The 19,258-nt window shown below is 70.8% G+C and carries 19 protein-coding genes; 11 read left to right on the forward strand and 8 right to left on the reverse strand.

The annotated features are described in order from the left end of the window. Positions 1-67: 67 nt before the first annotated feature. Together ACIG36_RS15100 and ACIG36_RS15105 are read left to right on the forward strand one after the other, a co-directional pair. Entirely contained in the window at positions 68-1,249 is a 1,182-nt protein-coding gene (locus ACIG36_RS15100; protein ID WP_399926898.1) for a prenyltransferase/squalene oxidase repeat-containing protein, read from the forward strand. Then, positions 1,246-2,076: a Moenomycin biosynthesis protein MoeN5 gene (locus tag ACIG36_RS15105; protein WP_399926900.1), complete on the forward strand. Its 831-nt coding sequence runs from the start codon at positions 1,246-1,248 to the stop codon at positions 2,074-2,076. Before ACIG36_RS15100 ends, ACIG36_RS15105 begins: the two co-directional genes overlap by 4 nt. 17 nt (positions 2,077-2,093) lie before the next feature. Here the strand turns inward: ACIG36_RS15105 and ACIG36_RS15110 are convergent, their stop codons facing one another. After that, a complete protein-coding gene (locus tag ACIG36_RS15110; protein WP_399926902.1) occupies positions 2,094-2,528 on the reverse strand; it encodes an ester cyclase in 435 nt (144 codons plus the stop codon). 212 nt (positions 2,529-2,740) lie between these two features. Further along, entirely contained in the window at positions 2,741-3,274 is a 534-nt protein-coding gene (locus tag ACIG36_RS15115) for an RICIN domain-containing protein (protein WP_399926904.1), read from the reverse strand. 299 nt (positions 3,275-3,573) lie between these two features. Here ACIG36_RS15115 and ACIG36_RS15120 point away from each other — a divergent pair, with 299 nt between their 5' ends. The 3 genes from ACIG36_RS15120 to ACIG36_RS15130 are packed head-to-tail and all read left to right on the forward strand — an operon-like array spanning position 3,574 to position 6,748. Further along, the gene (locus ACIG36_RS15120) at positions 3,574-5,019 is read left to right on the forward strand and encodes an amidase (RefSeq protein WP_399926906.1); all 1,446 of its coding nucleotides are present in this window, start codon (positions 3,574-3,576) and stop codon (positions 5,017-5,019) included. Then, a complete protein-coding gene (locus ACIG36_RS15125; RefSeq protein ID WP_399926908.1) occupies positions 5,016-5,252 on the forward strand; it encodes a hypothetical protein in 237 nt (78 codons plus the stop codon). The genes ACIG36_RS15120 and ACIG36_RS15125 overlap by 4 nt, the downstream gene beginning before the upstream one ends. Further along, on the forward strand, positions 5,249-6,748 hold the full coding sequence (locus ACIG36_RS15130; RefSeq protein ID WP_399926910.1) for a DHA2 family efflux MFS transporter permease subunit: 1,500 nt from the start codon (positions 5,249-5,251) through the stop codon (positions 6,746-6,748). The genes ACIG36_RS15125 and ACIG36_RS15130 overlap by 4 nt, the downstream gene beginning before the upstream one ends. 36 nt (positions 6,749-6,784) lie before the next feature. On the opposite strand, the gene ACIG36_RS15135 is transcribed toward ACIG36_RS15130, so the two are convergent. After that, the gene (locus tag ACIG36_RS15135) at positions 6,785-7,213 is read right to left on the reverse strand and encodes a MerR family transcriptional regulator (RefSeq protein WP_399926912.1); all 429 of its coding nucleotides are present in this window, start codon (positions 7,211-7,213) and stop codon (positions 6,785-6,787) included. 309 nt (positions 7,214-7,522) lie between these two features. Here ACIG36_RS15135 and ACIG36_RS15140 point away from each other — a divergent pair, with 309 nt between their 5' ends. After that, positions 7,523-8,782: a cytochrome P450 gene (locus ACIG36_RS15140; protein WP_399926914.1), complete on the forward strand. Its 1,260-nt coding sequence runs from the start codon at positions 7,523-7,525 to the stop codon at positions 8,780-8,782. Between the two features lie 32 nt (positions 8,783-8,814). Here ACIG36_RS15140 and ACIG36_RS15145 read toward each other — a convergent pair whose 3' ends face one another. The 3 genes from ACIG36_RS15145 to ACIG36_RS15155 all read right to left on the reverse strand — a co-directional run bounded on the left by ACIG36_RS15145 (position 8,815) and on the right by ACIG36_RS15155 (position 11,549). Next, complete coding sequence (locus ACIG36_RS15145) at positions 8,815-10,020, reverse strand: glutamate dehydrogenase (RefSeq protein ID WP_399926917.1); 1,206 nt, start codon at positions 10,018-10,020, stop codon at positions 8,815-8,817. Continuing rightward, positions 10,017-10,694: a hypothetical protein gene (locus ACIG36_RS15150; RefSeq protein WP_399926919.1), complete on the reverse strand. Its 678-nt coding sequence runs from the start codon at positions 10,692-10,694 to the stop codon at positions 10,017-10,019. Before ACIG36_RS15150 ends, ACIG36_RS15145 begins: the two co-directional genes overlap by 4 nt. Before the next feature lie 399 nt (positions 10,695-11,093). After that, on the reverse strand, positions 11,094-11,549 hold the full coding sequence (locus ACIG36_RS15155; RefSeq protein ID WP_399926920.1) for a winged helix-turn-helix transcriptional regulator: 456 nt from the start codon (positions 11,547-11,549) through the stop codon (positions 11,094-11,096). 91 nt (positions 11,550-11,640) lie between these two features. Here ACIG36_RS15155 and ACIG36_RS15160 point away from each other — a divergent pair, with 91 nt between their 5' ends. The 4 genes from ACIG36_RS15160 to ACIG36_RS15175 all read left to right on the forward strand — a co-directional run bounded on the left by ACIG36_RS15160 (position 11,641) and on the right by ACIG36_RS15175 (position 15,811). Then, positions 11,641-12,912 carry an MFS transporter gene (locus ACIG36_RS15160; RefSeq protein ID WP_399926922.1) on the forward strand — a complete coding sequence of 424 codons (1,272 nt, stop codon included), beginning with the start codon at positions 11,641-11,643 and terminating at the stop codon, positions 12,910-12,912. Between the two features lie 86 nt (positions 12,913-12,998). Further along, complete coding sequence (locus ACIG36_RS15165; RefSeq protein ID WP_399927616.1) at positions 12,999-14,069, forward strand: MerR family transcriptional regulator; 1,071 nt, start codon at positions 12,999-13,001, stop codon at positions 14,067-14,069. A 22-nt stretch (positions 14,070-14,091) separates the two neighbouring features. Continuing rightward, on the forward strand, positions 14,092-14,589 hold the full coding sequence (locus ACIG36_RS15170; protein WP_399926924.1) for a hypothetical protein: 498 nt from the start codon (positions 14,092-14,094) through the stop codon (positions 14,587-14,589). A 319-nt stretch (positions 14,590-14,908) separates the two neighbouring features. After that, positions 14,909-15,811 carry a bacteriocin fulvocin C-related protein gene (locus ACIG36_RS15175; protein WP_399926926.1) on the forward strand — a complete coding sequence of 301 codons (903 nt, stop codon included), beginning with the start codon at positions 14,909-14,911 and terminating at the stop codon, positions 15,809-15,811. Positions 15,812-15,911: 100 nt separating this feature from the next. Here the strand turns inward: ACIG36_RS15175 and ACIG36_RS15180 are convergent, their stop codons facing one another. After that, on the reverse strand, positions 15,912-17,006 hold the full coding sequence (locus ACIG36_RS15180) for an FAD-dependent oxidoreductase (RefSeq protein WP_399926928.1): 1,095 nt from the start codon (positions 17,004-17,006) through the stop codon (positions 15,912-15,914). Between the two features lie 333 nt (positions 17,007-17,339). On the opposite strand from ACIG36_RS15180, the gene ACIG36_RS15185 reads away from it, so the two are divergent. Next, complete coding sequence (locus ACIG36_RS15185) at positions 17,340-18,155, forward strand: polysaccharide deacetylase family protein (RefSeq protein ID WP_399926930.1); 816 nt, start codon at positions 17,340-17,342, stop codon at positions 18,153-18,155. Positions 18,156-18,529: 374 nt separating this feature from the next. On the opposite strand, the gene ACIG36_RS15190 is transcribed toward ACIG36_RS15185, so the two are convergent. Beyond that, the gene (locus ACIG36_RS15190; RefSeq protein WP_399926932.1) at positions 18,530-19,204 is read right to left on the reverse strand and encodes a DUF4232 domain-containing protein; all 675 of its coding nucleotides are present in this window, start codon (positions 19,202-19,204) and stop codon (positions 18,530-18,532) included. Positions 19,205-19,258: the final 54 nt, after the last annotated feature.

A 19,258-nucleotide genomic window follows, 5' to 3' on the forward strand; every position in this document is an offset into this window, starting at 1 on the left:
CGGCGCACGACGCGTGCACACCGCCGGCCCATTGCGGGATCCAGGGCCCTCGAGGCAGGGAGAGGACATGGCGCAGTGGAGCAGTGCCCCGGAAGGTGAGGGCATCGTCGCGGAGGGCCCCGACGCGGATGGCCCCGATGCTGCGGGCAAGGCCGACGCGACGCACGGCGGCCCGCCCCGGTCTCCCGCGGTGGCGCGGAACCGGGCGTGTGCCTTTCTGCTGCGTTCGCGCGGCGCGGACGGCTGGTGGCGGGATTTCGATGTCAACGGGCCGAGCAGCACCTGGCTCACCGCTTATGTAGGCGCCGCCCTGGCGGGGTGCGGCGTGCCCCGCGGCGAGGAAGCGGCCCGGGAGGCTTGGGGGCTGCTCGCCGGGCCCGAAGCGGTCGCGCGCGGCTGGGGTTACGGCCCCGGCGCGCCCCCCGACGCCGACACCACGGCATGGGTCCTGCGGCTGGCCGAGGCCGTGGGCGGCGACAAGGAGCCGGCCGCGGCGCGCGGCTATGCCTTCCTGACCCGGCATGTCCGGCCGGACGGCGGAGTCGCCACGTACTCGCGTCAGGACGCGGGCCATTTCTTCGACCGTCACCCGGTGCCGGGCGGTTGGGACGGCTGGTACTCCTCGCACATCTGCGTCACGGCCGCCGCGGCGGGCCTGCGCGCCCTGCCCGAGCGCGAGCGGCTGCTGCGCCATCTGGCCGCGCGCCAGCGGCCGGACGGCAGTTGGCAGTCGTACTGGTGGACCGATCCGGAGTACGCCACGGCTTTCGCATACGAGGCCTTCGACGGCGCGGGCCGCGCAGCGGAGGCGGCACGCGCGTGGATGGCCGGGCGGATCGGCCCCGACGGAGCGGTCCGCACCGCGACTGCCGGCGCCGGCTCGGCGTTTGCCACCGCCCTCGCGGCCCGTACGCTCCGGCACGCCACGGACGGCCCCACGCCCGCGCCCGGCGACGCGTCCGGCCGCGTCCTGCACCGGCTGCTGCACACCCAACGTCCCTCGGGAGACTGGCCCGGCTCAGCCTGGGTACGGCTTCCCCCGCCCTCCATGGCCGACCCCGACGCCCCCTACGACTGGCGGTACGAGGGACGCGGCGCGCGGGTGGTGGGCACCATGACCCAGGACCGTGCGGGACTGTTCACGACGGCCACGGCGCTGCTGGCTCTGAGCGGTATCACGGCCCCGGACACCCCACTTTCCTCCCCGCCCACAGCGGGCGATCCCGTGACCCGCCGGATCCGGCCGTGAACAGCGGGACGCACCGGCCCGGCCCCTCGCCCGCGCTGCTCGCCGAGTGGGACGAGGTCCACGACTGCATCCGCGAACGACTGCAGGGGCTGCTCGCCGGCTGGGACGCCTCTCTCCACCTGACCGAGTACCTGCTCGGCCTGCGCGGCTACCTGCGGTCTCCCTACCTGCTCACCGTCTGGACCCCCTGCCCCCGGACACGCCGGGAGCTCGCCTGGGAACTCACCCTGCACGGCCTGGGGATGAAGCTCTTCGACGACCTACTGGACCTCGATACCGACCACGACCGCTATGAACTGGGCTACTGCCTGCTGATGTGGCACACCGCCACCCGCCGTCTGGCGCACCGGACGCCGGACGCGGTGCGGCTGCTGGAGGTGCTGGAGCGGGAGTTCGTCCGGATCGGCACCGGCCAGGTCAGGGCCAAGCGGCGACCCGCGTGCGACCTGGCCCAGTGGTGGTCCGATGCCGAGCACTACAGTGGCTCGTTCCAGGGCTGCTACGCCTTGCTGGCCGCCCTGGCGGGCGACGTCCCGGAGGCGGCCGAGCACGCCCGGACGTTCGGGCACTCCTTCGGCATGATCACCATGGTCGCGGACGACCTCCAGGACTACCGTCTCAAAGGCGAACGCGAAGGCAACCTCGGCCACCTGCTGCTGACCGGACGGGCCTGCGCCCGTGAGCTGACGACCCTGCTGGAGACCGCCCGGCAGCAGGCCGTGGTCGCGGCGGGACAGGGATGCCCGTCCCACGACCTGACGCCGGTCATCGACAGCTACACACACGACGTCCTCGAGCGCGTGCTGCCGTCGTACGTGACAGGGTGAACGAAGGCCGGCGACGGTTATACGGCGACGGCGCCGACCTGGTGCAGCAGGTCCGCCGCGTTCCAGTAGTCGGCTTCACTGGCTATGCGACCGTCATCGGCGAATTCGACGACGGTCACGCCCTCCACGGAGAAGGACGGTTCCGGTGCCGACATGGTGAAGCCGTACAGTTTTCCGCTCAGGGTTCCCGTCCAGGTCCAGTGGACGACCCCGTGCGTGGGTGCCGTGAGACAACGGCGCACGACGATGCGGGTATCCGGTGCGGCGTCGTAGAGGCGTTGCAGCAACGCTTTCAGTTCCTGGGGGCCTCGGGAGGACTTCTTCATCGCCATGTCCTCGACGAGCGCGTCATCGGCGTAGAAGCGCAGAGGCGCGGTCGCTTCGCCGGTGCTGAGCGACTTCGCCCATTCCTCCAGAAAGGCGTTCCGTTCGCCGGCGTCGTAGGTGAACATGCGCGATCCCTCCTCCACCTGTGGCTGATGGGTCCGTGCCGCGCGGCAGCCGCTGCGCTGCGAACCTACAGCTCGCCCTGCCCCCGCACACCGGCCACATCCGGTCATTCCCGGTTCGCCGGCCTGACCCTGCGCACCTGACCACGATCAGACCGGCATGGCGCATTCGACTCGAGGTGGTCCCGGCTCGACTCCCGTCCGATCCTGGCGGATCAGCTGACCACGGCCCACTTCTGCGTGGGAGATTGGGGATCGGCCGTGTTGGCCACTACGAAAGAACCTGCGACCACGCCTGCGCTGTCGAGCACAAAGCCGCCCGCCACACTGGCGATGGTCAGCTTGCCGCTGGGGTCCTGAGTGACGTTCCACTTCTGATCGGCACGGGACGAATCGTACGTCCGCAGTTCGACCTTACCCCCAGCACTGGGAGGGGCAGTCAGCGCACGAGATAGCGCGCACCGGTCGTAGATGTACACGGTTCCCTCCGAGTTGAGGTCGAACCGGTACTGCTGCGCGGCGAATCCACCAGCGGTGTTGATAATGGCGTAGCCGGTCTGATTGGCACACCGCCCCTCCCGCTCGAGCACGAGGCCGCTGACATTGCTGATGGCATGGTACTGGCCGTCACCTACCGGCGATTCGACGGCAGCAGAAGCCGCCCCTGAAGAAAAGATCAGCACCGTCGCGGCCAGCACCGTCATTGCGACGATCGAGGCATGCCACTTTTTAATGATCCGGAAATTCACGACCATACCCCTTTCAGTTCGTATTGCCTCGCTTGCATGGCAAGTTCAGGCAACAGCACATGCAATGACGTTCGATAGGGGCCGCGTTCGCAATTCACCCAAAAAGGTCACGACCCTCCATCGCCGGCCGCAGCCAGCGCGGACGTCGCCACGGTGACCCTTCGGGTTCCTCTGACGCGCTGCCGGGCCGGGGTGCGGTGCCGAGGAGGTTGCGTTCAACCCGGGTTGAGTTGGGAGGGTCGCCTACCACCGGCCGTCGGCGACGAGCGACGGCGGCTGTGGAGACGTGGAGGTGGAGCGTGAGCGAAGCGTTGACCATGAGCCTGACCGAGGCCGCGCGGGCGTTGCGGGACGGGAGCGTGACCAGCGTCGGGTTGACCGAGGCGGCCATCGCCGCGGCCGAGCGTGCCGACGGGGCGCTCGGGGTGTATCTGACGCGGTTCGACGAGCAGGCGCGGGCGGCTGCCCGGCGCGCCGACGAGGAGCTGGCGCGCGGCATCGACCGTGGGCCGCTGCACGGGATCCCGTTCGGGGTCAAGGACACCATCGCGGTGGCGGACGGGCCGACCACCGCGCAAAGCCTGGTCCACGACCGGAACTGGTGGGCCGGGCAGGACGCCCCCGTGGCGGCCCGGCTGCGGGTGGGCGGGGCGGTGATCACCGGGAAGACGACCGCGATGGAGTTCGGATGCGGGCTCCCGGAGGAGGACAAGCCGTTCCCGTTCCCGCGCAATCCATGGCGAACCGAGTCGTGGGCCGGAGGCTCGAGTTCGGGCTCGGCCAGCGGTGTCGTGGCGGGAATGTTCCTGGCCGGGCTCGGCAGCGACACCGGCGGCAGCATCCGGATGCCCGCCGCGTTCTGCGGAGTCAGCGGGCTGATGCCGACGTACGGGCGGGTTCCCGTGTCCGGGTGCGTACCGCTCGCGTACAGCCTCGACCGCGTCGGCCCGCTCGCCCGTACTGCCCGGGACTGCGCGGCAGTGCTCGGTGTCATCACCGGAGCGCGGGACGGCTTCGGCGGCTCCTTCCAGGAGCCTTGGTGTGGCGGGGATCTGGGCGGGCTGCGGATCGGCGTCGTACAGGAACACCACCTCCCCGCGGACGGCAATCCGGCGCTGCCTGGCGCGTTCGACGAGGCCGTGTCGGTGCTCGCCGGACTCGGCGCCGTCCCGGTGGAGGCCCATCTGCCCTACTGGCAGGAGATGATCACCGCGACGTTCGTGACCGCGGCCGGCGAGGGCCTCGCCCACCACCGCGCCGACCTGTCCCGGCACTGGGACGACTACGGCGTGGCCACGCGCGGCCTGCTCGCCACGGGTGCGCTGGTATCGGGCGCGGACTACGTCCAGGCGCAGCGGGTGCGAACGGTGGCGCAGCGGGCTGTGGACGCGCTGTTCGCGGATGTCGACGTGATCGTGTGCCCGACCGCGTCGATCGGGGCGCCGCCGTTCGCCGCCCTGGCCGACGAGGCGGGGCACCAGGACCACGCGGGGGTGTTCGGGAAGATCTACACGCCGTACTGGAACGCGCTGGCCAACCCCGTCCTCGCGGTGCCGATGGGCCGGACGGGGGCGGGGCTTCCCCTGTCGATGCAGATCGCGGGCCCGGTGGCGGGCGAGGCTGCGATCCTGCGGGTCGGGGACGCCTTCCAGCAGCACACCGACTGGCACCGGCGCACCCCTGATCCGTGCGTGGCTGCGGCAGCGCACGAGTGTGCCGCTGTGGACGTGGTGGTCGGCGCATGACCGGGCCGCGTGTCGAGACTGCCGCGCACCCCGACGCGGCTGTCAGGGTGCGGAGCCTGCTGGCCGCCGCCGGACTGCCCGCGGGCGAGCGGGAGATCGCCGGATTCGTGGCGGCGTACACCGCCCAGCGCCCTGCCGTCGACGGGCTGTTCGACGTCCCCGCGGCGCGCCACGCCCGGCCCGTGCTGCGCCCTGACGTCACCGTCCGGCCGGACGACGAGGAGCCGGTATGAGCACGCGAGCGGCGGCCGTGGAACCCGGCGCGGCCCGGCCCGTAAAGCGATGTGAACGGCGTGAGCGGCGTGAGCGGCGTGAGCGGCGTGCTCGCGGAGGTGAACGGCTGGTGATGGCCCTGGCCTGCGCCGGGTCGTTCGTCGTCGTCCTGGACGCCACCATCGTGTCGGTGGCGCTGCCCGGCATCCGCGCCGACCTCGGCTTCTCACCGGCTGCCTTGCCCTGGGTGGTCAACGCCTACACCCTCGCCTTCGCCGGCTTCCTGCTGCTCGGCGGTCGGTGCGCGGACGTGTTCGGCCACCGGGCGACGCTGCTGACCGGGACGGCGCTGTTCACCGCCGGGATGGTCGCGTGCGGTTTTGCGGTGACGGCGGAGGCGCTGCTGGCCGCGCGGGCGGCGCAGGGGCTCGGTGGGGCACTCCTGATGCCGGTGACGCTGTCGCTGCTGACCACGACGTTCGCCGAACCGGACCGGCGTGCACAGGTGCTGAGCACGTGGAGCGCGGTCGGGGCGGTCGGTGCCGCGTTGGGGCCGGTGGTCGGTGGGGCCCTGACCCAGTGGGCCGGCTGGCGCTGGGTGTTCTTCGTGACCGTCCCGATCGGGGTGCTCCTGCTCGTCGGCGCCGCGCGCGGGCTGCCGCGGCACGAGGGGGCCGGCCGGCCGTGCCTCGACGTCGTGGGGGCCGCGCTGGCCACGGTCGGGCTCACGGGCGTGGTGTACGCGGTGATGCGCGCCGCCGTCGCGGGCTGGACGAGTGGGGAGGTCACAGGCCCGCTGGTCGGCGGGGTAGCGCTGCTGGGGGTTCTTGTGCCGCATCAGGCGCGGTGGGCCCGGCAGCCGCTGCTGGCGCCCGGCCTCTTCCGGCTTCGTGCGGTGAGCAGCGGCAACGTGGTGATGTTCCTGCTCGGTCTGGGCTTCTTCGCCAGCCCGATTCTGCTGTCGCTGTACTTCCAGGACGTGCACGGCTGGTCGCCGCTGCGCTCCGGGCTGGGCTATCTGCCGGTCGGGGCCGCGATGTTCGCGGGCGCCAGGGCGGCCGGGCCGTTGACGGTACGGTTCGGGCCGCGCCGGACGTCCGTGGTGTGCTGCCTGGTGGGCGCGGCCGGCTTCGCGGGTGTGGCGGCGTTCGGTGGCGTGGACGGCTCCTACCTGCTGACGGTGGTGGTGTCCGGCGTGGTGTTCGGGTTCGGGACGGCTGCCGCGTTCACCCCGGTCACGGTGGCGGCGACCGGCGGCGTCCCGGCGGCGCAGAGCGGTCTGGCCGCGGGGGTGCTGAACACGGTCCGGCAGACCAGTGGGGCGGTCGGGCTCGCCGTGATCAGTACGGTCTCGGCCGCGGCGGCGGCCGCGTGGGCACACGCGCATCCCGGACGTGGCGGTGCGCACGGGGCGGCCGCGCTGGCGCACGGCTACGGCGTCGCGTTCCTCGTCTGTGCCGGGTGCGTGGCCGCCGCCGCACTCGTGGCGGCCCTCACCATGCCCCGCTCCGGGTGACCGGCACCCCGGGACCACTCGTCGCGGGGTGACTGGTCAGGGGGACAGGGGGACGGTCGCCCGGAAGGCCGGGCATTTCTCCAGGTCGTCGCCGTGCGCGCAGGTGAGAAGGTGGCCGAGGTAGGCGCGCGCGGCGTCGAGGCGGGCGATGTGCGCATCGAGGGCAGCGATACGACCGTGCACGGTCTCCTGCCAGGCGGCGCCGGCAGCGTCACGGCGCAGGAGAGCGGCGATCTCCTCGATGGACATCAGCCCGGTCTCCCGCCACAGCTTGATCAGCGCTACGCGGTAGACCTGCTCGGCGTCGAAGTACCGCCGCCCGGACCGCCGGTGCGGCTCCACGAGGCCGCGCCGCTCCCAGTAGTGCAACGTCGAGAGCGGCAGGTCGAACCGGTCCGCCACGTCCCGTATCGGCGTCAGCTCCCGTATCGGCGTCAGCTCCCGTGTCTGCGTCAGATCGTCCATGACGCCATGCTCTCGCGACCCCATCGGGACTCCCGACCGCCTGGCGCATGCGGGCGGCGGCCCGCGGCCCTTGCTTGCTGCGCACACCCTTCTGACGCGGGGAAATAGTCGATGAATATCGTAATTTGACCCACAATGAGTTCTTGACTGATGTCGGGCGCCTCCGGGCCCGGTCCGGAGCCGGGCCCGGTCCGGAGGTCCGGAGCCGAAAGGCGGCTGCTGATGCCCTCACCCACCGTCGATCGGGTTCATGACGTGCCCCTTCACCGTGTTCTGAGCCAGTTGGTGAGAGGGGGTCCACTGGGGCTGGTGGAGGGGGTCGGTCGGCAGGCGCAGGGGGCGGTGGTGCGACTGGGGCTGGGGCCTTTCAGGCCGCTGCTGGTCACGCACCCTGACCATGTGCGGCACGTGCTGCGGGACGCAGCGGAGAATTACGTTCGCGGGGCCGCGATGTGGGAGGCGCTCGGACGGCTGACCGGTCGGGGCATCGCCGGAGAGGGGCCGGGGTGGCGGGCCAGCCGCGACGTCCTCGTCAAAGGAATGTCGGGCGGATATCTGCAGCGGACGGGAGAGGTGATCGCTGCCTCGGTCGACGTGGCCGTGGAGGAGCTGGCCGACCGGGCGCTGCGGCGGCCGGTGGACGCGGTGGTGGAGATGACTCACCTGGTCCACCGGATCATCAACCCCGTCTTCTTCGGTTCCCGTGTCAGCGCCGCGCAGTGCGACCGGCTGGGCGGAGAGGTGGCCACGGCGCTGGGCTCGTTGTTGTGGCGCATGGCGATGCCCTTCGTCCCGAACCGGGTGCCGATGCCCGGTGACCGGGCGTTTCTGCGGGCGACCCGCACCATCGACCGGATCCTTGTGCCCGTCATCGACAGCGCCCGCCGGCAGGGCGATGGCGGCGCGGATCTGATGAGCGGCTTGCTACGGGGAAGGGGGCCCGACGGCAGGCCGCTGAGTGATGAGCATGTCGTTCGGGACATCGTGGCGTTGTTCGTGGCCGGCTCGGAGTCCAGCGCGCTCACGCTCACCTGGGCCTGGGCGGTGCTGGCCCGGCATCCGGCCGTCGTCGCCGGGCTGCGCCAGGAGGCGGACCGGGTGCTGGCCGGCGGGCCGCCGCGGCCCGCGCACGTACGGAAGCTGGTGTTCACCCAGCAGGTGATGGCCGAGGTGATGCGGTTGTACTCGATGGCGTGGGCCGTCCCCCGGGTTGCCAGGGAGGACGACACGGTCGGCCGGGTGACCGTGCCGGCCGGCACCACGCTCGTCATGTCTCCCTACCTCACCCACCGACTGGCCGAGTTCTGGCCCGACCCGCTGCGCTTCGATCCCGGCCGGTTCGACAAGCAAGCCGTGCGCGAGCGGCATTCGCTGGCTTATCTGCCCTTCGGGGACGGTGTCCACCAGTGCGTTGGGCAGGCGTTCTTCGTCATGGAGGCGGTGCTGGTGCTGGCCACCGTGCTGAGCCGCTACGACGTTCACGTCGGCGGCGATCCCCGCCCGCGCCTGGCCGTGGCCCTGCCGCCTCGAGGTCGCCTCAGCCTGACGTTCACCCCTCGTCGAGCATGATCGTCGGCTCCGCACGGACTCGCTGCGCCGTCCTACAGCCGGTCCCACCACCACGACATGGACGGAACGCCCGGCGGCCCGACCGGCGGGGCCGTCCCGGTGAAGGAGCCGGTGGTGACCACAGCGCCGGGATGGCAGCCGTCGGGGTTGGTGTAACGCCCCGCCTGCAGGCCCCACTCCAGATTGCCCCTGATCAGCGCCGACAGATGCTCCAGGTGCCGGCGCAGTGGCTCGCTCGCCCCGGGCAGCACCTGGTCGCGCAGCTGTACGAAGCGGGCTGTGAGGCGGTTGTTCAGGGCCACCGCCTCCTCCATCGCCTGTGCCAGGGACAGGGACCGCTCCTCGATCAGGACGTCCACCAGATTCAGCCGGCACCCGTTGCTGTGCTCGCTGCGCGCGGCGAGCCACTGCTCCTTGCCGTAGGAGAACAGGTCGTCGTCGAAGGCCGCCGTGGTGAAGGCCAGCTCGCGCAACGCCCGCACCGCCGGCGACGCCATTTCCCGCTCCGGGACCTCCTGGCCGTCGACGACCTCCGTCCAACTGAAGGTCGCCGAGCCGGCCGCGGTGTGCTGCCGCATGTGCGCGTAGTCGTCGAGCGACGGCGTACGGCCGCGCAGGCGGCAGCCGAACTCCCACAACACGCCGAGGAACCAGGAGCGATGCCCTTCGGCCATGCGCCGGATGTGCACCGGCGTCCCCTGCGCGCGGCAGCGCCCCGCCAGGTTGCCCGCCGCTGCGAGGAAGGGGCCCACGGATCCGTCCGCCGCCGTTCCTGGTGGTCCGGTTCCCGGTGGTCCCGTTCCCGGTGTTCTCGGTGTCTCAAGCACGCGCAGCAGGCGCGTGGCGAAGTCGGTGAAGTCGCCGGCGCGCATGCTGGCAGGTCCCTCGTCGCAGTGCAGGTCGTCGAAGGTGAACATCAGCACGCACCAGTCCACGGCGACCTGAAGCCGGTCGGCCGGCGCGCGGGGCATGATCCGCCCGTAGAAGCCTCCGCAGTCGTTGCCGGTCATCCGCGCTCGCTGCGTCCCGTCCCGGCACAGGCCGTATCCGTTCACCCAGGCCGCCGCCCGCTCGTTCAGCCGGTCGGTGTCCGGGTGCTCGGCGCAGGACAGTGGGCAGTACCGCGGCGGGATCTGCACCCGGATGACGTCCGCGACCCGTTCCTCGGCTTCGGGCAGGCCGGCAACGGGGGTACTTCCGGCTGCCGGGGCCAGGGTGGCGCCACCCGTGCCGGTCACAGCAGCAGGGCCCGGGACAACACCTGCACCGCCTGGGTCGCGTCACCGCCGGCGGTGGCGTCGAACACCGCGCCCTGGGCAGGCAGCGGGTTGGTGCCGAATGCGTCCTTGAGCGCGCTGTCGCCGCCCTTCCCAAGGCCCAGGGCCGCGGCACCCTCCGCCGTGCCCTTGGTGACGTCGATCTTGGTCTTGTCCAGCTGGAAGTCCAAGGTGAACAGGTCGACCGGCTGCCGACGAGCAGCGCCGGCCGCGGCACCCTCGACGGTGGCCGTGCCCCTGGCCGTACGCTCGCCGAACTCGAAGACGATGCCCGTGAGGGACAGGCTGCGGCCACCGGACTTCGTGAAGGTGATGCCGCCGTCAGCCGGTACCGATCCCGTGCTGAGGTCGGCCGCGAACTCGCCCCGCGTCATGGGTAGGCGCACGCACGTGCGGCCGTCGACATGGGCCATCACCGCCGGGCTCTTGGCGCCGAGCGTCACCCCCTGATCGGCCAGCGCCTTCGCGGCGGCGGCAGTCGGGCACAGATCCGCCTGCGCCTTGCCGACCTTCAGCTGCGGAGCAGGCAGGACGCTCGGAGTGAGCCCTGTCGCCACGCCCGCCCAGGACAGGACACAGGCCGTGGCAGCCGCCGCGCAACCCAGCGCCACCGCGCGGCTCCACTGCAAGGACATGACCACTCCTGTCGACGTACGCATGAAGCGCCGGCGCACCTCTCCGCCCGACGCCGGACCTCCGTCTCACACGAGCCGGACTTCCTCCACGCCACCACGCCACCGGGCCGGGGACTACTACAGACGGGCCACCCGGGTGACGGGAACACGGACCGGACCCGACGGTTGGGCGAAGCCCAGCGCGCAGCACCGCCGGGGGCGTCCATGACTGGCCAAGTCTCAGGTCGCCTGGACGGGCAACCTGACCGGCTGTCGTTCGCCCAACGGTGCGTACCCCACTCTCACCACCGGCTACCTCTCGGCCGGCGGCGACGCCACCACCACCGCAGACCAGCTGTGCAGCTCTGCCCTTGGTGACCGCCTCGCCCACCACGGTGCCTTTCGGGTCTCCGGCTCGGATCATTGTGTGGCGGAGACCTTGTGGACGATGGTGTCGCCGGGGTTCAGTCGTCGCCCGTCCGCAGACAGCACCTCCAGTGCCCGAAGGTCCTGTCCCTGTTGGCGGTCGACCAATTGCGAGTGCGGTTCGCCGGGGGCGAAGCAGTTCTGTTCGCCCCACTGCCGCAGTGCCACGATGACGGGGAAGAGTGCCTTGCCCTTCGGAGTCAGTACGTACTCGCGGTAGGCGCTGCCGTCCGAGGCGGGGACGGATTCGAGGACACCGCCGGCGACCAGGGTACGCAGACGCGCGGTGAGGATGTTCTTCGCGACGCCGAGGCTGCGTTGGAACTCCCCGAAGCGTCGGCTTCCGTCGAAGGCGTCCCGCACGATCAGCAGGGACCACCAGTCGCCGATCGCGTCCACCGACCGGGCGACCGGACATTCGCTGTCGTCGAAGCGCGTTCTGGTCACCATGACGTCCTCACTCTCACGATGGTTGCAACATGCTACCAGTAGGGCTACCGTCGCACTGGTAGCAAAATGAAACCATTCATGCAGCGGAGGAATGCTGATGCCTGGCAAAAGTGAGGCCGTGTCACGACAGGCCGAAGCCCGGAGCGGGAAAGATCCCGCCTTAGCCCTGTCCCGCGGCATCGTCGTACTGTTCGCCGTCGCCTGCGGGGCAGCGGTGGCCAACGTCTACTTCTCCCAGCCGCTCCTGGTGACCATGGGCCACGACCTCGCCATGAGCCCGGCACTTGTCGGCAGCGTGGTCACGCTCACGCACATCGGATACGGGCTGGGACTCTTCTTCCTCGTGCCGCTGGGCGACGTGACCGACCGCAGACGGCTCATCGTGGCCCAGCTGCTGCTCCTGGTGGTGGCGTTGGCGGTGGTAGCCGCCGCCCACACGGCCGCGATCCTGCTCGCGGGCATGGCCGCGATGGGACTTCTCTCCGTCGTCACGCAGACGCTGGTGGCCTTCGCGGCATCACTGGCCCCTCCCGCCGGGCGCGGACGGGTCGTCGGTCTGGTCACCAGCGGCGTGGTCATCGGAATCCTGCTCGCCCGCACCGCATCCGGTCTCATGGCCGATCTGGCGGGTTGGCGCTCCGTCTACCTGGCCTCGGCGTCGCTTACCGCTCTGATCGCTCTGGTCCTGTACCGAGTGCTGCCGCGCCACAGCGACGCCCCGCCGTCAACCTTGCGATACGGACAGCTCCTGCGCTCCACGATCACCCTGTTCGCGCGGGAACGACTGCTGCGGCTCCGTGCCCTGTTCGCTCTCCTGATCTTCGCCGCCTTCAGCACCCTGTGGAGCAGCGTCGCGCTGCCGCTCAGCAAGGCCCCGTACTTCCTGTCCCACAGTGCGATCGGGGCGCTGGGGCTGATCGGTGTCGCCGGCGCCCTGGCCGCGACCATGGCAGGCCGGCTGAACGACCGCGGACACTCCCGGCGGACGACCGGCATCGCCCTGGCACTGCTCGCCGCCTCGTGGCTGCCCCTGGCCTTCACCCGCAGCTCGTTGTGGGCCCTGGTCGTCGGGGTGATCCTTCTCGACCTCGCCGTGCAGGCGGTCCATGTCACCAACCAGACCCTGATCTACGCGCTGCACCCGGACGCGGGCAGCCGGCTGATCGGCGGATACATGGTCTTCTACTCGATCGGCAGCGCCACCGGCGCCATCGCATCGACCTCCCTCTACACGGTGGCCGGCTGGGGCGCCGTATGCGCACTGGGCGCCGCGTTCAGCACCCTCGGGTTCGTGCTGTGGGCATTCACTCGGCACAGCATCCCGGACCCCGCCACCACGGTGCCCCCAGGGGTCACTCCCTGAGCGACCCAGCTGTTGCCGGCCATGAGGTTGGTGTCGGTGCTCGTCGGTGTTGACCTTCAAGTTGGTTGAAGGTCGATGATGACGCGGTGCCAAATGATGAGCTGATGCCGATCGGGGCCTTCGCCCAGCGCAGTGGTCTGACCTCCAGCGCGTTGCGGTTCTATGCCGACTCCGGGTTGCTGCCCCCTGCCGATGTCGACCCGGTCTCGGGCTACCGCTACTACAGCGCCGACCAGGTGGCGCGGGCGACCGCGCTGCGTCAGCTCCGCGAGCTCGCCATGCCCCTCGCCTCTGTCGAGGCGGTACTCGGTTCCGGGCCTGACGAGGCGTGCCGGCTACTCGACAATCATGTCGCAAGGGTCGTTGGGGATGCGGCGGCCGTGCAACGAAAGGCTGCTGTCATCAAGTCCGCCCTCGGCAACGTGCCAGGTCTTCCGATCGCGGCGGTGAAGGGGCCCGTGCTGGCGGACGCGGTCGAGCAGGTCCTGACCGCGACGGCGCACGAGCCCGGGATACCGGCACTCGCCGGTCTGCGCATCGAGGCAAGTCATGAGGCCGTCACCCTGACCGCCACGGACCGTTACCGGCTCTCCACCCGAACTTTGGTGCCGGCTGAATCATCGAGGCAGACGTGGGCCGGCACGGTCGACGGCGATGAACTGCGGGCTACGGCCGCCGCGAGCCGCCGCAGTCCGCTGGTGCGACTGGAAGCGGTCCCGAACGGGATCCGGTTCCGCGCGGCCGACCGGGAGGACCGGCACTGCCGGTTGCTGCCCGATGAGTTCCCCGACTACCGGCTGATGCTCGCGTCACTGGGCGAGGTCACCACTCGTGCGACGGTCTCGAAGGATCTGCTCCTGCGAGCCCTGGAAGAACACCCCGGCGAGCGCCTCGGGCTGCATGTCGCCGACCACGGAGTCAACGTCGTGTCAGCGGACGACGAACAGCCCGGCACCCCACTCCCGGCCACCGCGACGGGTCAGGCCCTCCGGATCTGGTTCGGGCTGACCACGCTCTATCCCGCCGTGAGCACCGCGATCGGCCCCGACGTATTGCTCGACCTACGAGGACACGACCAGCCCGTCACGATCCGCTCCGCCGACCGCGGCGATCTCACCACCCTGGCCATGCCCATCAACCCCGACCACCCCGCCTGACAGAGACGACGAGGAACACTCCATGACCACCGCACCCGCCGGCCCCGACCCCACCATGGAAGCCATCGGCCACGCCGTCTCCGAAGGCCGAGCCGGTGACATCGCTTCCGCCCGACAGAAACTGCTGGACCTGTGGTCCGCAATCGGTGTCACCGGTGACCCGCTGCACCGCTGCTCCCTCGCTCATTACCTCGCAGATCTCTACGAAGACGCCGCCCAAGCCCTCGCCTGGGACATCCGGGCCCTGGACGCTGCCGACGCCGTGACCGAGCAGCGCGTCCAGGAACACCACGCCGGCCTCCACATAGCCGGCTTCTACCCCTCCCTGCACCTCAACCTCGCCGACAACTACCGCCGACTCGGCTCCTTCGAAGCCGCCACCGAACACATCAACGCGGCCAAAGCACACGCCCCCGACCTTCCTCGTGATCCCTACGGCGACCTCCTCCGTCGCGCCATCCAAGAGGTCGCCGAGGCCATCGCCGGAGGGGACCGCACCCGGCGGGCCTCACCGCCGTGAACTTGGCAGTCTGCTCGTCGGGTTTGCGCAGCATCCGCATGACAGTCGCGGGTGAGGGGCGCTGCTACTCCGTGGAAGAAGGTGTTTCCGTCTTACGGGTGGGGCGGGTCATCACTGCGTACCGGCAGGCGCTTCGTGCGGTGGCGGCGTGCCGGCGTTCGGGATCCGCCCCGAGTGCCTCTGCGCGCCGTTTGAGGTAACCCTTCCCGTTCAAGACTGATGGTGACAGAAGTGACAATCAGTCGTGTTGCGGGGGTTGGTCATGGTTGCCGTCCGCTGGGTTCTCGCGTTCGACTCCTCCTGTTGCCGGTGCCGGGCCATGGCTGACGAGGTCAAGGGGCACGCCGGCCTCCGGCTCGACGTCATGCCGCTGGACGATCCGCTCGTCCAGGCGTGGCGTGCCCAGGCCCTCGGGCCGCGCCCGCCGCACGCGCCGACCCTGATCCAGGTGGCGGACCAGGAAGCGTCCGTGCGCGCCTGGACCGGCTGGCCGATGGGGGTGCGCCTCGCGCTGCGGCTCGGACCTCGCGGCACGACGCGCCTGCTGCGCGCCCTGGGGCGTGAGAGGCGGGCTCCGGATGTGCCGGCGGAGGGTATGGGCCGGGGACGGTTCGTTCGGCTGGCCGGGCTGGGCGTGGCGGCCGCTGTGCTGGGCGGGGGCCCGTTGTCCCAGGCGTGGGCCGCGACTCCGGCGCAGAGGTGGGTGAGGGCGAACCGGGCCCGCCTGCCGCGGGAGTACGAGGCGTTCGCCGCACACGAGATGTCCTACCGCCAGGCAATTTTCGCCGCGCTTGAACCGGCGGACCGCAGCCGTCTGTGGCTGGAGCACCTCGCGCGGTACCGCGCCTCGCACCCGGGCCTGACGTCGGAGCAGCGACTGGTCCTGGACCGGGCCGAGGTGGTCTTCGGACGCGAGTCGACGTTCGTCGGCAGCGTGGATGCCGCGCTGCACCAGGAGCTGGAATCTCTGCGGAAGGACGCCATCGCGGCACTCGGCCTGGAAGAGGGCCGCGCGGCGCTGGCGACGCTCGGCCCCGTTGCCGCGGCCCTCCCGGGGTGCACGTGCAGCTGTGTCAGCAGCTGGTGCTCGTCCGGCGACTGTGTGTGTTGTGAGCGTGATTGCTGGTGCCAGCCCAAGCTCAATGGCTGCGGCACCGGGTTCGCCTACATGTGCATCGGTACCTGCGGGGGCGTCAAACCATCGCAGACGAGCGCCGCGTAACAGCGGACGCCGCGGTTCTGCGCTATGGCCACCCGAGGAGCGAGGATTTGGGAAAGCGTTCGTGGAACGGTCATCACGGCGACCGTTCCACGAACGGAAGTCATGGAGTGGCATCGCCGGAGAAGATCTCGGAGAGCTCGGCACCTTCGAAAGTGGCGTGCTCGGCGCTGCGGGGGAACATGGCCTGCTCGTACTCGGTGAGCGCGGTCTCGATGTCGTCGGGGTGCGCGGCGAGGGCCTTGCCGAGTTCGGCACCGTCGAGCATGGCGAGGTTGGCGCCTTCGCCGTTCGGGGCCGCAAGGTGGGCGGCGTCGCCGAGCAGGGTCACCCCTGGCACGCGGTCCCACCGGTGCCCGGTCGGCAGGGCGTAGAGCGGGCGCAGGACCGGCGCGGTGTCGCTGTCGGTGATCAGCGTGGTGAGCTCCGGCGCCCAGCCCTCGAACTCGCGGGCGATCCGTGCGGTGGCCACGGCGGCATCGGTGAAATCGATTGCGTCGAACCAGTCCTGCGGCTCCGACAGCCCCACGTAGGCGTGCAGAGTGTCACCCCGTTCCCGGTGAGCGAAGATCTCCCTGTCCGGCGCAGGCACGATCATCGACCCGCCGCCGACCGCTTTCGCGGCGGCCGGGTGCCGGGTGTCGGCGTCGAACAGGTAGGTCTCGACGACCGACTTGCCGATGTACTCGGGTGTGGCGGTGGAGAGCAGCGGCCGGACCCGTGACCACGCGCCGTCCGCGCCGACCAGCAGGCTGGTGACGACGGTGCTGCCGTCGGCGAACGTCACCTCGTGTCGGCCCTCGCCGAGGGCACGGGTGCTGTTGGCCTTGTGCCCCCACCGGACGGTGCCGGCCGGGAGTGAGTCGAGCAGGATCTGTCGCAGCTCGCCGCGCTGCACCTCGGGGCGCCCGCCCGTGCCGTCGTCGGCTTTGTCGAGCAGGACGGTCCCGTCCGGGTCGAGGACCCGCATGGCCTGGCGGCCCTCCAGGATGAGGCCACGGAACTCGTCCATTAAATCGGCTGCTTCGACGGCGAGTTGTCCGTTGTAGTCGTGGATGTCGAGCATCCCGCCCTGCGAGCGCGCCGTCGGGGAGGACTCGGCCTCGTAGACCGTGACCGGAATTCCGTGGACATGAAGGACGCGGGCCAGCGTGAGTCCGCCGAGTCCCCCGCCGATGACCGTAACGGGCGTGTGCATGATGACTCCTTCGGGGTCGGGCCGCCCGGGGAACTCCGACCGGCCGCCTCCGGAAAGGTCCCAGGCCCCGCCGACGAGTCGCTGACATCGGACCGACAGCCCCCGACAGTTGACCGACGCCGCGGCACCGCCACCCGACCGCCCCGGACAAGCTGCCCGATCGGCCCCCGTCAAAGCGCCGATCAGCCACATCCCACCAGCCGACAACGATGCCGCCCCGGCACGACGCACTGAACACAGATTTGGGCGTACGCCACCTGGAGAAGCCGACCGCGCTGCGGACGCTGCCGGTTTGTGCTCAAGAGCGGGGCGCGGCCGGCCGATGGCTGGGGCATGCACTCACCTTCTGTGATCAGGGACCGCCGTCCTTTCGTCCGTCGCCTGCTGGGGGCAGGTGCCGGGCTGTCCGCCGTCCTGCTGCTGTGGAGCTTCGGGCAGGGTTCAGTGGCTCGGCCGGAGGAGGCCGTCGCGCCGTACCTGGCGGCGACCGTGCACGGTGAGGGGCTGCGGGCGTTGTTCGGATCGGAGAACCGGTTGATCCGTACGCACGAGCGGGTGGTCGCGGTGACGTTCAACGCGGCCTGGAACGACGCCGGCCTGGACAGCATCCTCGGTGAACTCGCCCGCCGTCGCGCACCCGCTGCGTTCTTCCTGACCGGCGACTTCGCCGACCGCTACCCCGCGGTGGTGAGGGAGATCGCGTCAGCCGGCCACGGGCTGGGCAACCACTCCTTCAGCCACCCCCACTTCAAGGACCTGGACGAGGCCGGACGAGAGCACGAGGTGGTGGCGGCGGACCGGGCCCTTCGCGCGGCCGGGGCGGGCCGGGCGCTGACGCCGTTCTTCCGGTTCCCGTACAGCGAGACCAGTCCCGCTCACATCAGGGAGGTCAACGCCCTCGGGTTCGCGGACATCGAGTTCACCACCGACACCAACGGTTGGAAGGGGACCGAAGGCGGCATGACGGTGGACCGTGCGGTGGACAGGGCACTGGACGCCCTGCGCCCAGGAGCGGTCCTGCAAATGCACGTCGGAGCGCCACAGGGCCGCACCGAGGTGATCGACGCCCAGGCCCTGCCCCGGATCCTCAACGCAGTCACCGCCCACGGCTACCGCGTCATCGACCTGCGCACGCTGCTCACCCGCTGAGCCCACCCGACACCATGTGGCCGTCGCATCCCATCCCGCGACCAACAGCCGGCCTCGCTGAGCGCGCACGCACCTGGCCGGACCGGCCATGCAGAACGCCGAGGCACATTCGTCCGGGCTGGGCAGGACGTGTCTGGCGGCGGCCAGGAAGCTATGGGTGATTGCCGCGCAATCACTCGCCGGTCGTGGGCGAATCCGCCGGTAACGGCATGGTCCCGGTAGTACGGCTCCAGAGCCGCCCTCGAGCCGTCGCCCATGGCTGGTCTCCGACGCCTCGATCCAGGGGACGTCCCCAGGCGCGAGCGCCGTCACCCCGGTAGCCACCACCGCGGCCGCCACAGGAACGGATTCGAGCCGCACCAGCAGGAGGTCGGCTACCAGCCGAGGGCCGCTGCCGGGTCGTCGTTCCAGTAGGTGACGGCCGCCGCGCTGTCCACGACGGTGCCCTTCACCTCGGGAATGGAGTGCCGCCACTTCGTTGAGCCGTTGCCGTCGTCGTAGCCGACGGACAGCGACTTCACCGTGCGTAGGTGGGTGCCGGAACCGTCGCCGGAGGAGGTGCGCAGCCCGGCGTAGGCGCTGTCGCCGGGCTGGAGGATGAAGAACGCCGGGCCCGGCTGCGAGTCGGTGAACACGGGGATGTCGCGGGTGTCCTTGTCGAAGGACACGTGCGGGGCGCCGTGGACGACGCAGGCCCTGCTGGAGGTGTTCGTCACGGTGATGAGCTGGTGGTTGATCGGCCGCTGTACGTCGTGCACCGTCAGCGTGACGTCGCGCGGGACGCAGGTGGGGCCCGCCTTCCCGGCGGCGGCGCCGGCGGTGGTGGCCGCTAAGCCGGTCAGAGCGAGGGCGAGGGCGGTGGCGCCGGTCAGGGCGGCAGCGGCTGTGCGGTTGGTGCGCATGGGGGACGTTCCTTTTCTTCTCGGTGACTTGGTCGGTGACTTGGTACGGGCGGTGTGATGCCGGGTGTCCACGATGCGTGCGGCGCCGTGCGCAACCCCGGCCCGTCCGGTCTGCTGGGCGGCGCAGTGCACGACCGTCGTGATCACGAGGCTAGTTTGCCTGAAAGCTTCAGGCAAGTGCATGATGGTATTCGTTGAAGC

Source organism: Streptomyces sp. NPDC053048, assembly GCF_044547045.1.
In the GTDB taxonomy this organism is placed as follows: domain Bacteria; phylum Actinomycetota; class Actinomycetes; order Streptomycetales; family Streptomycetaceae; genus Streptomyces.